The sequence below is a fragment of the uncultured Parabacteroides sp. genome (assembly GCF_902493135.1).
In the GTDB taxonomy this organism is placed as follows: Bacteria; Bacteroidota; Bacteroidia; order Bacteroidales; family Tannerellaceae; genus Parabacteroides.
In genome coordinates this window covers 1-14,911 of sequence record NZ_CABUOD010000065.1, presented here as the reverse complement: position 1 = coordinate 14,911, position 14,911 = coordinate 1, and the positions used below count along the sequence as shown (strand labels likewise).

13 protein-coding genes and 1 pseudogene are annotated in these 14,911 nt (G+C 45.8%); 4 read left to right on the top strand and 10 right to left on the bottom strand.

Annotated features, from left to right (window positions below):
* Nucleotides 1-303: 303 nt before the first annotated feature.
* Complete coding sequence (locus RDN79_RS17955) at nt 304-1,719, bottom strand: Gfo/Idh/MocA family protein (protein WP_298554192.1); 1,416 nt, start codon at nt 1,717-1,719, stop codon at nt 304-306.
* A 77-nt stretch (nt 1,720-1,796) separates the two neighbouring features.
* Complete coding sequence (locus RDN79_RS17950; RefSeq protein WP_298554195.1) at nt 1,797-3,056, bottom strand: DEAD/DEAH box helicase; 1,260 nt, start codon at nt 3,054-3,056, stop codon at nt 1,797-1,799.
* A 131-nt stretch (nt 3,057-3,187) separates the two neighbouring features.
* Here RDN79_RS17950 and recQ point away from each other — a divergent pair, with 131 nt between their 5' ends.
* The 3 genes from recQ to RDN79_RS17935 all read left to right on the top strand — a co-directional run bounded on the left by recQ (nt 3,188) and on the right by RDN79_RS17935 (nt 6,877).
* Complete coding sequence (gene recQ / locus RDN79_RS17945) at nt 3,188-5,017, top strand: DNA helicase RecQ (RefSeq protein ID WP_298554197.1); 1,830 nt, start codon at nt 3,188-3,190, stop codon at nt 5,015-5,017.
* A gap of 69 nt (nt 5,018-5,086) precedes the next feature.
* A complete protein-coding gene (locus RDN79_RS17940) occupies nt 5,087-6,097 on the top strand; it encodes a L,D-transpeptidase (protein WP_308573320.1) in 1,011 nt (336 codons plus the stop codon).
* A 33-nt stretch (nt 6,098-6,130) separates the two neighbouring features.
* Complete coding sequence (locus RDN79_RS17935) at nt 6,131-6,877, top strand: murein L,D-transpeptidase catalytic domain family protein (protein WP_298554202.1); 747 nt, start codon at nt 6,131-6,133, stop codon at nt 6,875-6,877.
* Here the strand turns inward: RDN79_RS17935 and RDN79_RS17930 are convergent.
* The 8 genes and pseudogenes from RDN79_RS17930 to RDN79_RS17895 form a co-directional block, all read right to left on the bottom strand.
* On the bottom strand, nt 6,799-7,389 hold the full coding sequence (locus RDN79_RS17930; protein WP_298554205.1) for an aminotransferase class IV family protein: 591 nt from the start codon (nt 7,387-7,389) through the stop codon (nt 6,799-6,801). The genes RDN79_RS17935 and RDN79_RS17930 overlap by 79 nt on opposite strands.
* The gene (locus RDN79_RS17925) at nt 7,373-8,374 is read right to left on the bottom strand and encodes an aminodeoxychorismate synthase component I (RefSeq protein ID WP_298554208.1); all 1,002 of its coding nucleotides are present in this window, start codon (nt 8,372-8,374) and stop codon (nt 7,373-7,375) included. Before RDN79_RS17925 ends, RDN79_RS17930 begins: the two co-directional genes overlap by 17 nt.
* On the bottom strand, nt 8,371-9,264 hold the full coding sequence (locus tag RDN79_RS17920; protein WP_298554211.1) for a carbon-nitrogen hydrolase: 894 nt from the start codon (nt 9,262-9,264) through the stop codon (nt 8,371-8,373). Before RDN79_RS17920 ends, RDN79_RS17925 begins: the two co-directional genes overlap by 4 nt.
* 23 nt (nt 9,265-9,287) lie before the next feature.
* On the bottom strand, nt 9,288-10,334 hold the full coding sequence (locus RDN79_RS17915) for an agmatine/peptidylarginine deiminase (RefSeq protein ID WP_298554214.1): 1,047 nt from the start codon (nt 10,332-10,334) through the stop codon (nt 9,288-9,290).
* Nucleotides 10,335-10,393: 59 nt separating this feature from the next.
* Nucleotides 10,394-11,950: a DUF6493 family protein gene (locus RDN79_RS17910; protein ID WP_298554217.1), complete on the bottom strand. Its 1,557-nt coding sequence runs from the start codon at nt 11,948-11,950 to the stop codon at nt 10,394-10,396.
* 70 nt (nt 11,951-12,020) lie between these two features.
* Nucleotides 12,021-12,428 (bottom strand): annotated as a pseudogene (locus RDN79_RS17905) (sugar phosphate isomerase/epimerase family protein); the annotation flags it as partial.
* Nucleotides 12,429-12,486: 58 nt separating this feature from the next.
* Entirely contained in the window at nt 12,487-13,320 is an 834-nt protein-coding gene (locus tag RDN79_RS17900) for a hypothetical protein (RefSeq protein WP_298554220.1), read from the bottom strand.
* A 9-nt stretch (nt 13,321-13,329) separates the two neighbouring features.
* A complete protein-coding gene (locus RDN79_RS17895; protein ID WP_374044531.1) occupies nt 13,330-13,716 on the bottom strand; it encodes a VOC family protein in 387 nt (128 codons plus the stop codon).
* 139 nt (nt 13,717-13,855) lie between these two features.
* On the opposite strand from RDN79_RS17895, the gene RDN79_RS17890 reads away from it, so the two are divergent.
* The gene (locus RDN79_RS17890; RefSeq protein ID WP_298554223.1) at nt 13,856-14,665 is read left to right on the top strand and encodes an AraC family transcriptional regulator; all 810 of its coding nucleotides are present in this window, start codon (nt 13,856-13,858) and stop codon (nt 14,663-14,665) included.
* Nucleotides 14,666-14,911: the final 246 nt, after the last annotated feature.

Here is a 14,911-nt window from a genome sequence, read left to right as displayed (position 1 = left end):
CATTACCTTGCTTTGCAATAAACTTACTAGCTTTAACACATGAACTGCCCCGAAAGTGACGAAGAACCAAAAACTTGCTTTTTCCTTTGGTATATTTCATACGATTTCCGAATTTTGGTGCGGTTGCCACGAAGTTGTTGAATGAGCTGCGTCTGGAGTGTTCAATCTTTTTCTCGTTATGTTTTTATTATTCAAGTAGATATTTATCGGGTTATATCGAATTCACGTTATTTATATAGCACCGATCCCACAAAAAAAGGCCATCGGAACCCGATAGCCTTTTCATGGATATTTCAGTTTTTCTTATTCAGACAAAGCAAATGCCGGTTTACGGTGAATCCACTGTCCGCGTGTAAAGTCGGGGAAATCGACCAATGCGCCGCCACGGGCGATAGACATCTCCGACAAACCGGAAATGGCACTCCATGCAGCTGCATCGTAGCAGTCCATAGGAGCCGGCTTCTTGTTGCGGATAGCGTTGATCAAGTCGAACATCATCACATAGTCCATACCGCCGTGTCCAGCCTGGGCTGCTTCGGCTTCATGTTTGGACCACAAGGTATGATCGTATTTCTTGAACCATTCTTCCGAATCATCCCAACGGTGAGGTTTGGATTTACCCTGAACATATACATGGTCGCCATCGTTCATCCACAAGCCTTCAGTACCTTGGATACGAAAACCCAGAGAGTAAGGACGAGGAGAATTCGTATCGTGAGTCACAATGACTGTCTGTCCATTAGAACATTTAATCATGGAGGTTACGATATCGCCCAAGTTGAAGTTAACCTTTGCCAACGGATGGTTTGCACCGCCATTGTCAACAATAAACTTATGCAGGCCACGCGGTTGAGTAGCCATCGCAGACAAAGACATAAAACGATTTCCACGGTTAATATCCAAACAATTCGCAACCGGACCGATGCCATGAGTCGGATAGATATCGCCATTGCGATGAACGGAATGATTCGTACGCCACTGGGCTTCAGCAAAAGCAGTCGGTCCCATACGCAGGTCGCCACTTCCCGGCACATAGTTGTAGTGCTGTCCATCATTGAATTTCACTTCGCGCAAGTCATGTTCGTAACCGCAAGTCGCATGCAGCAATTCGCCGAACAGGCCCTGACGAACCATGTTCAAAGCAGCCATGCAGTCACGACGGTAACAAACGTTTTCCATGATGTTCAGATGGCTTCCCGTAGCTTCCGATACGTTAACCAGATCCCAGCATTCTTCCAGCGTATTGGCAGCAGACACTTCCACACCGACATAGGGGACGCCCGCTTTCATGGCTGCCACCGACATCGGTACGTGCCATTCCCACGGGCTGGCGATGATGACGCAATCGAACTCTTCGTTGTTCAGCATCTTTTCAAATTCACGTTCGCTGCCTGTATAGACCTTCGGAGCCGGGACATTGAACTTGGCGATATGATCCAGTGTACGCTGGATCGGGCCGGCCTGGATATCGCAAATAGCCACGATCTTGTTTCCGGGGATAGACAATACGTTGTTGATATGTTCATGACAACGGGAGCCTGTACCGATAAAACCGAAGCGCAACTTGCCATCGTCTTTGCCGGCAGGTTTCTTTTTCTTTTCCGCACTTGTTTCTGTTGTAACTGTAGCAGCGGCGGCGTTGCTACTTAATGCAAGACCGGCTGTACCGATTCCGGCAGCGGTCATCTTTTTCAGGAATGAACGACGAGTGTTTTCCATTTTCCAATTTAGAATTTGTATGTTAAGTGGGCAAATTTATAATATTTCATGAACATTTCAAAGGATAAATGGCTGTTTTATTTACTTGCCGCTCTTTTCTTATTCCGCCAAAAACTTCCATCGCGTTTGCTACCGAACATATTCCGGCGTTTGGACTCTTCCTTTATCGCCTTTTTCTTCTCGGCAACCGCTTCCTTAACCTCGGCAGTCTCGAATATATGGCCACCGGCAACCAGCACTTCTTTGCCGATCAGCTTCTGGATATCTTTCAGATACGGTACTTCCTCCACATCGCAAAAAGAGAAAGCGATCCCGCTACGGCCGGCACGACCGGTACGGCCGATACGGTGCACATAGGTCTCCGGCACATTCGGCAAATCATAGTTGATGACATGAGAAAGATGGTCGACATCGATGCCGCGGGCGGCGATATCGGTCGCGATCAAAACACGGAGCGTATGATCCTTAAAGCTGGTCAAGGCACGCTGGCGGGCGTTCTGCCCTTTGTTTCCATGAATGGCTTCAGCACCTATCCCGGCTTTATTCAGGACACGGGTCACTTTATCCGCTCCATGCTTCGTACGGGTGAAAACCAAAACGGATTCCAACGAACGGTCTTCCAGGAGATTCTTCAGCAGATTGATCTTTTCCGCCTTCTCGACAAAATAGACAGACTGGTCGATCGTATCAACAGTGGAAGATGCAGGAGTCACCTCTACTTTCTCAGGTTCATGGAGGATCGTTCCGGCCAAACGCTCGATCTCCGGCGGCATCGTTGCAGAGAAAAACAGGGACTGGCGCTTCTTAGGGAGCAAAGGCAAGATACGTTTGATGTCATGGATAAACCCCATATCCAGCATTCGGTCCGCTTCGTCCAATACAAAATATTCCAATGTGTTCAGGTGGATAAAACCCTGATTGATCAAATCCAGCAAACGGCCGGGAGTTGCAATCAATACATCCACGCCCCGTTCCAATGCATCCGTCTGCGGCTTCTGTCCTACGCCACCGAAAATAACGGTATGTTCTACGTGAGTATAACGCCCGTATGCCGTAAAGCTTTCACCAATCTGGATCGCCAATTCGCGTGTCGGAGTCAGGATCAAAGCTTTGATGCCCGGCTTGCGCCCACTTAAAATCCGTTCTTCGATCTTCTGGATGATAGGGATGGAAAAAGCTGCCGTCTTGCCGGTTCCGGTCTGTGCGCAACCTAATAAATCAGATCCGTCCAATACTACGGGAATGGCTTCGGCTTGTATGGGAGTGGGAGTCGTGTACTTTTCTTTTTTGAGAGCCTTGCGTATCGGCTCGATCAGTTCTAATTGTTCAAATGTCATATAATAAGTATGAGCCGTCACGGCTCGTTAAATAAATAATGGTGACAAAGGTACACAAAAATCCGGCATCTCTGCAATTATTTGTTATATTTGCGTGCTTTTATCAAACATTCAGTTCTTTTTTAATTCTCATGAAAGAGTTATTGTTACTACTCAAACGGTTCTTCGGATACACTTCATTTCGCCCTTTACAGGCCGAAATCATACAGCGCATCTTGCAGAAAGAAGATTCGCTGGTCCTGATGCCTACGGGTGGTGGCAAATCGATCTGCTTCCAGCTTCCGGCAATCTATATGCCGGGAACTGCCATCGTAGTATCTCCCCTTATCGCTTTGATGAAGGACCAGGTCGAAGGACTGATTGCCAATGGCATACCGGCTGCAGCGCTCAACAGCATGATGCCGGAGGAAGAACGCCACCGGGTACGGCAACTCTGCATACAGGGGAAAGTGAAACTGCTCTACATCTCGCCCGAAGGGATCATAAGCGAACTGCATTGGCTCCTGCCCCGCATCGATATTTCGCTGATCGCCATCGACGAAGCGCATTGTATCTCGCATTGGGGACATGATTTCCGTCCCGAATATACCCAACTGTCCGTACTGAAAGAGAATTTCCCGAAAGTACCGATCGTCGCCCTGACAGCTACGGCGGACAAAATCACCCGTACGGACATCCTGAATCAATTGAAACTGCGTGATCCTAAAACATTCATCTCGTCTTTCGACCGCCCGAACCTGTCACTCACTATCCGTCGCGGACTAAGCAAAAAGGAAAAGATCGCTGCGATTGTCCATTTCATCAACCGGCACCACCGGCAGAGCGGCATCATCTACTGCATGAGCCGCAACAGTACGGAGTCTTTAGCCGAAGAACTATCCGAGTACAGCATCCGGGCAGTCGCCTATCATGCCGGGCTCAGCCCCGACAAGCGCGAGAAAGCACAGGACGATTTCATCAACGACCGTGTCAATGTGGTGTGTGCAACGGTCGCGTTCGGGATGGGGATAGACAAAAGCAATGTCCGTTGGGTCATTCATTATAATATGCCGGCAAGCATCGAGAACTATTACCAGGAAATAGGCCGTGCCGGACGGGACGGAATGAAAAGCGACACGCTTCTTTTCTATTCCGTAGGTGACATCCTGCTCCTTCGCCGTTTTGCAGAGGAAAGCGGACAGAAAGACGTCAGCTTGCAGAAGTTGAACCGGATGCGCCGGTATTGTGAGGCGGACATTTGCCGCCGCCGTATCTTGCTGAGCTATTTCGGAGAAGAGGCAGACAAGGATTGCGGGAACTGCGACGTCTGCAAGAATCCTCCCCGGCGTTTCGACGGGAGCATCTTGGTGCAAAAGGCCTTGAGCGGCATTTTCCGTACCGGTCAAACGGCTAATATGCACCTGCTGATCGATATACTCCGGGGAGCCGAAAAGGAAGAACTGACGGAAAAAGGATACGACAAACTAAAAACCTACGGTGTAGGCAAGGACCTCAGCTATAAAGAGTGGAAAGAATATTTATACCAGATGCTTCAGCTCGGTTATATCGAAATCGACTATATGTCGGCCGGTCACCTCAAAGTGACTCCATTAGGACGTAAAGTCCTTTTCGGCGAACAGCAGGCACTCATGGCCATTTATCAAAAGACAAAAGATTTTGCCCTGCCGACCAAAAAAGGCGGCTACAAATACCGTCCGATACGCCCGATCGAATCCGCCTCTGTGGACGAAACGTTGCTCGACTCCCTGCAACAACTCCGCAAGCAGATTGCCGAACGCGAACATACCCCGGCTTATATCATCTTTTCGGATGACGCCCTCGAAGATATGGTCCAGAAGAAACCGGTCACGCTCGACGAGTTTAGCGAAATACGGGGTGTCGGACAGCTCAAGTTGGACAAATACGGAAAGGTATTCGTCGCCCTGATCCGCTTTGTCCTTCGTTTGCCTAAAAAGGAATAAAAAAAGAAAAACAAACAATCATTCCATTCTTTTGTTTATATTTACATAATGAACAGAATGATAGATGCAATGAAGATAATTCCCATGCTCTCGCTGCTTTGCCTTTCGACACTGAGTTTCTGTACGGCAAAGCCGGGAGAGCCGCAGGATTCCGGTTTCTTCGGACAGGACACGCTCATCACCGGAACACCCCCGGAACCGGTAGCACTCCCTGCCCCCATCGAAATCGTGATAGAAAAGGAACTGCTCTACGACCAGCACACCTTGGCAGACACATATCCGTATAAAGACACGACACGGGAATTCCAATGGGATAAGATCCGTGCGGGTCTTCGCTTGCTCGATTCGATCCAGCAAAAGCCATCCCGTTGGGCGATCTTTCAAAATTACAGGAACAAGAACGGGGAAGCCCCGTTGGTCCGGAAGTTTCATCGTGATGCTTACAAGCGGGTTTCCGACACTTTAGGTATCGAACGTTACCAGTCTGTCCCGCTATATTTGCCGGAAGACACGCTGACTGCCGAACGCTATGGCCGTGACGGGGCTCTTGTGAAATTGCTTGACGACAACAACCGCCTTTTCCGCATCCAAACGATCTACACAAACGGAGAATGGCTGGTTCCCGGAAAATATGTCAAACCGATAGCCGATAGCGTCACATTCGACAAAGCCATATTCGTCGATGTCACCAACCAGAACATCGCAACACTCGAACATGCGGGTTCCAAATGGCTGGTCAGAAGCATGAATCCGGCAACGACCGGGCAGCACCGCCCTCCATACGCTCAAGAAACGCCATTAGGCATATTTGTCGTCCAGGAAAAAAAGGCAAGGATGATTTACCTCGTAGACGGCAGCAAAGAGACAGGCGGATTCGCTCCCTATGCCAGCCGGTTCACCAACGGGGGATATATCCACGGGGTTCCGGTAAACGCGCCACGCAAATCACTGATCGAATACAGTCCAACGCTTGGAACGACTCCACGCTCCCATATGTGTGTCCGGAACGCGACCTCGCACGCTAAGTTCGTTTATGATTGGGCACCTGTAAATGAGACTATTGTTTTCGTTTTCGATTAAAAGTCTTATCTTTGTGCGACATTATTCAATCTTATGTTATTGCGCATCTGTCTATACTTGGTTTTATTATTTCTTCCAGCTAATTATACGGCAACCAGAAGTTCGTCTCCCCTGATCCCGGCTGATCCCGCGGTGGCTGTGTCTTCGGTATGCCGGCAGCTCTATGCGGATATGCAACTGGACAATGTGGTGGACTATACAGCCTTCGAGCAAGCGATAACCGGAGCACAGGCGATCGAACGGCGTAACAAGGATATCATTACCCTGATCGACTTCACGAAACCCTCCACGGAAGAGCGGCTTTACGTCCTAGATATCCGACATAAGAAGCTCCTGTTCTCATCCCTTGTCTCGCACGGAAAAAACAGCGGCGGGAATTACGCCACTTCGTTCTCCAACAAAGTCAATTCCTACAAAAGTTCATTGGGATTTTTTGTTACGGAGAATACATATCAGGGTAAAAACGGCTATTCCTTAGTCCTGAACGGTTTGGAAAAAGGGATTAACGACCGGGCAAAAGAACGGGCGATCGTAGTGCACGGGGCTGACTATTGCAGCCCGTCCGTTGCAGTATCGGCAGGCCGCTTAGGTAGAAGTTTCGGTTGTCCCGCCCTGCCTCAGTCGCTTGCCAAACCGATCATCAACACCATCAAGAACGGGACCCTGCTCTACATCTATGCCAACGATAAGGACTATCTGAGTCAAAGCACGATCTTATCAACCGGAAGATCGATTTCTCCGAACTCAATCATCGCATTGAACAACCTGATACGGGAATAGCCCGGTAAATCCTCCGGGCGGATATTACCTGCTACAATCTCTCCCTGATCCAGCAAGAAAGCCCTTTTCGTTCCTGTCAGCAATGGCGCGGAAGGAGTAATCCATTGTTTCCCGTTCCAAAGCGCAATGTTGCAAATAGAGGTATCGGTCAACAATCCTTTCCGGACGACCAGCACGTCGTCTTCGGCTTCGCGACATGCGAACAAACGATCCAGCACACTCCGGTCCGTACTTTTATACCGATAGTCGGCTTCGTCATCGACGACCAGCCGCAAAGAGGATACCGGGCGAATGCGATAGGCGGCATAGTCCACCCTCAGAATATCTTTATCATATTCAACACGGCACTTTGTCCGTTCCCGGTAGTTTCCGGGTCGGATGTAGTCACTCAAATCAAGTGTAGCGGTTTGATGCAACACGTTCCGACGTGTCTCATTCATACGCCGGTTATGGTAGGGCAAATTATGAATCCGCCCCTCCTCGATCCGGATCGTTTCAATAAATGGGAACATAGACTTTCTGTTTCATTTCATTATATTCGCTTGCCAAATCACTTCGGGAGGTGATGCCTCCTCCACTCTTAAAGATCAAAGAGCCATCCGCCTGTTGTTCCAAAAAGCGGATCATGACGGCACTGTCCAGCCTATTCCCGTCAAAATAGCCCATGACGCCCGTATAGAACCCTCTTTCGTAAGTCTCGGCTTCCGCTATAATCTCCATTGTCTTCTTCTTGGGAGCCCCGGTAATAGAACCTGCCGGAAGGAGACAGAACAGCAAATCGCCTATCCTTGCCTGCCAGTTTCCGACAAGACGGCCCCTGATCTCCGAACTAACCTGCAACAAAGCGCCTTTATGTGTCGGCAGCTCGTCTATGTACCGGTAACGGGTCACCGTCACTTCGGTCGCCACCCGACTCAAGTCATTGCGGATCAGGTCGACAATCGTAGCATGTTCGGCCGTTTCCTTCGGATCATCCAATATCCGCCTGCGGGCATCCGGCAATGTAGCATCGATCGTCCCTTTCATCGGATAGGAATAGATATGTTCATCCCGTATCTTCACGAATATCTCAGGAGAGAAAACGACAAAACGGTCTTTCATCCAGAGCTTATACCGAGCTTCCGAACGGACAAAAATTTCCTTTAAACTCAGATCGGTCCGGACAGGAGTGGCGCAAGTCAGATTGGTCAGGTAAGAGTTTCCGGCCCGGATATGTCCGACAACTTTATGAAACGAGTCTGCATAGGCCTCTTGTGTCATAGGGGATGGTTCCCATCGAATCACAGAAGTCCGGTTCCCCCGGCTATTCATACGACTTCCAATCGCGACATTCGTCACACCATCCAAGTCGTAAAGCAACACCTCCGGATCGATCCGATCCGGCTCTTCCACAATCACCCGGTTTTGCTTATAATCGATCACGAACAGGAAAGACCGCCTTTCCGCACCCAATCGGTTCATACGGCAGACGGCCTCTATACGGTTATAGAATCTCATATCAGAAAACGTTCGGTCAAGCCCCCAAAAGCATCGATACGGCGATCCCGGAAAAAAGGCCACCAACGGCGGACATTCTCGCTACGCGTCTTGTCAATCTCCACTATTCGTATTTCCTCATCATTATTGGAAAGTTCGGCCAAAAGTTCACCCTGCGGACCGGCGACGAAACTGTTTCCCCAAAACCGGATGCCATTCGTTTGTCCGGACGGATCGGCCTCGTGCCCTACCCGGTTTACCGTAACGACCGGAAGCCCATTGGCCACGGCATGTCCCCGTTGGACAGTCACCCACGCCCCTAACTGGCGTTTTTTCTCATCTTCCGTGTCACTGCTTTCCCACCCGATGGCTGTCGGATAAATCAGCAGTTCCGCTCCTTTCATCGCCATCAGGCGGGCTGCCTCCGGATACCACTGGTCCCAGCAAACCAATACGCCCAATTTACCGACTGAAGTCCGGATCGGTTCGAAGCCGAGATCACCGGGAGTAAAATAGAATTTCTCATAATAAGCCGGATCATCCGGAATGTGCATTTTACGATATTTTCCGGCAATAGTACCGTCTTTCTCAATCACGACAGCCGTATTATGATACAAACCGGGAGCCCGTTTCTCAAACAAAGAAAGAACCAACACGATCCCCAGCTCCTTTGCCAACGCCCCGAAAATCTCTGTAGAAGGTCCCGGAATCGGTTCCGCCTGGTCAAACACTTCGGTATTCTCCATCTGGCAAAAATAAAGCCCGTTATGCAACTCCTGCAAAACGACCAATTCAGCTCCTTGCAAAGCACAAGCCCGAATATTTTGTTTCAGTTTCTCAATATTAGCAGTCCGATCTCCCGTATTCGCCTGCTGCACCAGTCCAACTTTTAACCTTCCCTCGTCCTTCATTCCCGTTTCTTATTTTTTAATTCTTAATTTTTAATTCTTAATTCCCCAACGACTCCCTCCGGATACTGCATCGTCACGCAATGCAGCGAACCATGTTGTTTAATCAACGGCAAACAATTGATCCCTATAATCTCACGATCCGGAAAAGCCTGTTGCAAAGCATCCTTCGCCAGCTCGTCCTTCGGAGAATTATAAAAAGGCAGCAATACCGCCCCATTGATGATCAAAAAATTGGCATAAGTAGCCGGGAGGCGTTCGTTCTCCCATACCACCGGATCCGCCATCGGCAGGGCGATCAACCGGTAAGGTTTGCCGTCAGCCTGTTTGAAAGCCTGTAGCTCCTGTTCCATCGCTTGCAGTTCCTCGAAATGTTCATCCGACTCATCCGTACACTGCACATACGCAATCGTATCTTCGCTACAGAAGCGCGCCAACGTGTCGACATGGCTGTCCGTGTCATCACCGGCCAGGTAACCGTTTTCCAGCCATAAGATGCGTTCAAAACCAAAGACCTCCTTCAGGTAGGCTTCCAGTTCTTCCTTTTGCAGATACTCATTCCGGTTCAAAGACGAAAGGCATTCGACTGTCGTCAAGAGTGTCCCTTTGCCATCCGATTCGATACTGCCGCCTTCCAGGACAAACGGTTGCATATTGATGACCGGAACCCCGTCGGCAAATGTTCCCTGTACCGACAGGTTACGCGTAACCAGATTATCCAGGTTCGCCGCGAACTTCATTCCCCAGCCGTTGAACACAAAATCATACACGACAGGTTCTCCCTGGTCGAATACCGTAATGCCACCATGATCACGTGCCCAGGTATCATTCGTTGCCATCTCCCGGAAAATGATTCGGCTGTAATCCACATCCCCCAATTGCTCGCGGACTGCCTGTTCGTCAGGGCAGACGATCACGAGCTTTTCATGTTTGATGACTTCTTTGGCAATCGATACGAAACAAGGAACCACCTCGTCCAGCATAGGCGCCCAATCCGTTTCCTCATGCGGCCATGTCAACTGGACGGCACTTTGCGGATACCATTCCGCCGGCAATATGATTTTATCTTCCATCTGCATCTAAAATATACGATTATATTACAGCACAAATATAGGCTTATTTTCCATCATTCTTAATACAAAGATTCTATCACCTCTGTCAATTTACTATTTTTCTTCCATGCCTCAAGCAAAGAAAGAAGCGGGGCATCTTTCACTTTCGGCCAGTTATTAACAGTCTGAAGTTCCGAAAAGACTTCCAATAACCGCTTTAAATCCTTCAATGGATTTTCGGGTAGGCAAGACAAAAAAGAGACAAACAGAACAGACAGTTCCTTGTTATGGAAAGGCGATCTATTTATCAACATTTCAACAACCAAACCTGAAATTCTCTGCACGGGAACCCACTCCAAAGATTGGAGCTTGCCCAATACCCTACCTAAAACCACATTATCTATCAAGCCTTTTTCAACAAGTTCTCCCCAAAGATCCGCCGCACACAAACGAACAGGACGATCGATGCTCAACAGACACACCGCTAAATATGTCAAAGCCATTCCCCCTTTCCACTCCAAATCAAGTTCACGCAGAGTCTCAAGGGCAACCAGATTAAGCCTGGCCAGTTCCAAATCGTTCCAATAAGCATCCCTTACGCGATCCCGTACCAATAAAGCCAACCAAATCCGAGGCGCATTCGGAGAAAGCAACAAGAACCTCTTCAGATCCCTCTCCCGCAAAGGGACCTTCCAAAAAGTCTCCACCAAAAGCGGAATACGGGAACAAGGCTGATAAGCCATATACAAAGCATACCCCCCGAACCTCCATTTTATCGCAACATTCTTGCTTGCCGGAGGAATCAACTGCAAAATACGATCGACTTTCCCAAACGGTTTTTCAAAGGTGAATACGTCACAAGGAATATCCCCTGTCAAATAAGCCCGGTTCACAGCAGAATAAGGGAAGTCCTTAAATTCTTCATAAACGATATCGGGACTTTTGACCAAAGCAGCAGTCATCCAAACGGCCTGAAACGTAAAAGGCTCCTTAGGACGTGCTTCCGACCTGAACAGGAAAAGCAACAACTCGCGATATTCTCCCGTCATCTCTTGTTCGACTAACCGGACAGCTTCGTCCGTATCATCCAATGCCACACGCGAAACTGCAATTTGAAAGTCCAGACTGTCCGGCTTCACCCCTTTCTTTTGATATTCCGCCAGCCGGGAAACAAGCACGACCGGATCAATCCAGGCCGGACGATGAGTCGGTGTCGAAAGCAAAGGCAACGTATTATAATCTTTTATCCGGTTAAATGCCAATTTAACGAGATCCAAATAGGGTTTATAGTCCTGAAATGGCTGTTGTTTCGAACTTTTGGCACGTTTTTTCGTTCCGGCAAGCACATCGGCATAATCAAGCAGAACAGAAGCGGTAAGCATATCCAACCCTCCCATCTCATTTTCCGGCCTCTCCATTACAGTTCCAGCCCACTCGAAAACCGGCTTCATACGTTCCGCATCATCCGATTTTATAAAAGGATACAGACGAACCAACGAAGCCAATAGCAAATCAAGATAAAAACTTTCCCGGCCATCCATCAACCGGCCCATAAAAGAAACCAAACCGTCTACATCCACCACATCCGGAAGACGTCTATCCTCCTGAATAAGCGGGTCTTTTTCCATCCTATCCATAATTCAGATCTTATTTTCGGACAAATATAAACAGAAAAACGGATAAAGTCCTCATCACTTCAAGGTCTTCCTATATTTGGGCCGCATAATCATTCATCTTGTTTTTATAGAATTGCTTGAAAATATTTTCAAAGTCTATTAGCCCACTTTCGCCGATAACGAATTCATCTTTAATATGCAGTATTTGTATGCGTTTAGGATATTTTTGCAGATACGCAACAGGGGATTTGCCACCTATGGTACACCAATAAACATCTAATTCAAAACATACCAGTTCAGGGTCTGTATGCTCAACTAAATATTCCCACATGACATCATCGCAATCCTTTAACTTGTTGTATTCTGAAGCATGGTTATGATAGTCAAGTTTAAGCCCGTATTCAGCTGCAATTTTTCCCACTCGATTAAAGTAACCGCACATACGTTGTACTTGTGCCTCCGTATAATTTACCTGATAACTTGGTAGGATGAAATATTTTCCCCCACATGCTTTTTAATACTATTTCTCTTCATATCCTATTTTGAATTAATAATTACTATGATCTATATCTCGTAGGTATAAAAAAATCTTCCTCCGTAAGATTGCATCTTTGAGCGATGCGCTTACAATAATCAAGTCTTCCTACCGTATGGTTTCGTGAATCGGAGCCAAAAACGAATTTTAATCCTGCTTTTTTTGCCATTAAAATAAAATCTTCATGCGGGACATGTACCGTATCGTTTATTTCTATTGCAATGTCTCTTGAACGAGCAGCATCAACAATTTGCCGCAACCTTTTCTTTGTCCAAAGAATGTCGTATTCCCTTTGTATGCAAGAGGGGAGAAAAAGAGGACAGGCAAATATATCCAACGGCTCACTTCCGGTAAGAATATCCATGTAATGTTGCATGTTGCGTTTCATAAATTCCTCCGGATCATCTATGTATGCATTATATTCCCATAACATGATTGTTTCTCCGTAACCGTTTCCTTTTGTTACAATCTGCGGATCCATAGCTATATAATCAGCCTGCGCTATTAATTCGGGAGATAAATTTTTCGACCATCCCGGACTCATAGGCTGCAAGCCGATATAAACTGGATACGGTTTTATTGCGTTGATGTATTCTTTTAATTGAGCATCGTTTGTAATACCCCACGGGGCAATATTTTCCATGATGCCGATTTTCATATTTAACTGTTGGGATTTGGCTACAATATCCTCAATCGTCAGATCTTCGGAACGGTGAACATGTAAATCCATCATGGGAAACTTGAATTTATCCATTGTTTTCCCTGTTGAATTCTCCTTTTCTGCCGCAAAATTTGTATTCAAAAAAGTACCTGCGCATAACAACCCTGATATTTGTAAAAAAGTTTTTCTGTCCATAATTTATATCTATTCCGTTATTTCAATAAGATTATTTTCAGGCCCCTGTATACAACTTTCGTAATATCCGTCACCTGTTTTCCGAGGACCGCTTATCACTGCGTACCCATTATTTTTCAATATATGAGTAAGGTCATCTACAACTTCTTTGCTACCTACAGAAAAAGCAATGTGAGTATATCCACTTAGAAATGTCTCCTTTTCCTGAATGAAGACTTCGGGACGATTCATGATTTCTAACCGTGAACCATCTGCAAAAGTTAAAAAATAGGTTCTTAATCCTGTTTTAGGATTATAATACATTTGATTGGCTTGTGCAGAGAAGAAATGAACAAAAAAATTTTTCATATTCTCTAAATCATACACATACATCGCCATGTGATCTAATTTAATCATTGCTATATTTTTTTGTTGGCAAAGTTAATTCATGGCAAATCTATGTATTTGTTTCATTTTCCATAAAGATTGTCTTATATTTGCATAGTTGGTTATATTTTCAAATTATTTAGAATTATATAAATATAAAGCAATGCTATTGGAAAAACAATCATTTTCGTATGATTACGTTCGACTTTCCCCCAAAGAGCAAATAGGGTTACATAGACAGTCTTCATGGGAATTGACACTTATTGTTATAGGTTCCGGTATAAAACTTATTGGAGATACTACAGAACCGTTTCAGAGTGGTGAAGTCGTGATAATACCACCTGAAATCCCTCATTGTTGGTATTTTAATGGCGATAATACTGATATAGACGGTAAAATAGTAAACATCACACTGTCATTTACTAATGAATTTCTCAATCATTGTTCACTAAATTTTCCTGAACTGTACCGATATATTGAAGATTTAAAAAAAAATCAAGAAGCTCTAAAGTATAATGATTCTCAATCTATAGCCATCGCATCTATTTTAGAATCAATGTATAAACAAAATGAGGTGGAACGCCTTTCGTCAATAATAAGATTACTCGCTATTTTATCATTGGTGGATAATACTCGTATTGTGGGGAAATATAAAAAGAAAGATAAGAAACAAGAACGACTGGACATGATACGTATTTTTGTAATCTGTAATGCATATAGGGATATTTCTCTTGACGATGTTGTTCGTCATGTTGGAATGAATAAATCGGCTTTTTGCACATTTTTCAAACAATCTATAGGAAAAACTTTCATTACTTATTTAAATGAATATAGGATAGAACTTGCTTGCCAATTATTAAAACAGAAAAATATGTCCATATCGGAAATATGTTACCATGTAGGTTTTACTGATATTCCATATTTTAACCGAGTATTCAAAAAACACAAAGGATGTTGCCCTTCTCAATATCGTTGCTAACAATAAAGTTGTAAAAACATTAAATTTTTGTTTCCTTAGAACACTCCCGACATGATAAAGGAATACGAATGTAAGATTATCAGAATGTTCATTATTTAAGTGTTTTGCAGTCGGATTGATATGTTAAAATATATTACCCGCCAGGGTATTTTATTGGGTCTTGTTCACTTTTGCTGTATGGTTACTTTTTGTGTATTTAATTAATAAAAGAGCACAGCTTAAAAAATAAAAGTCTATATTATAAGT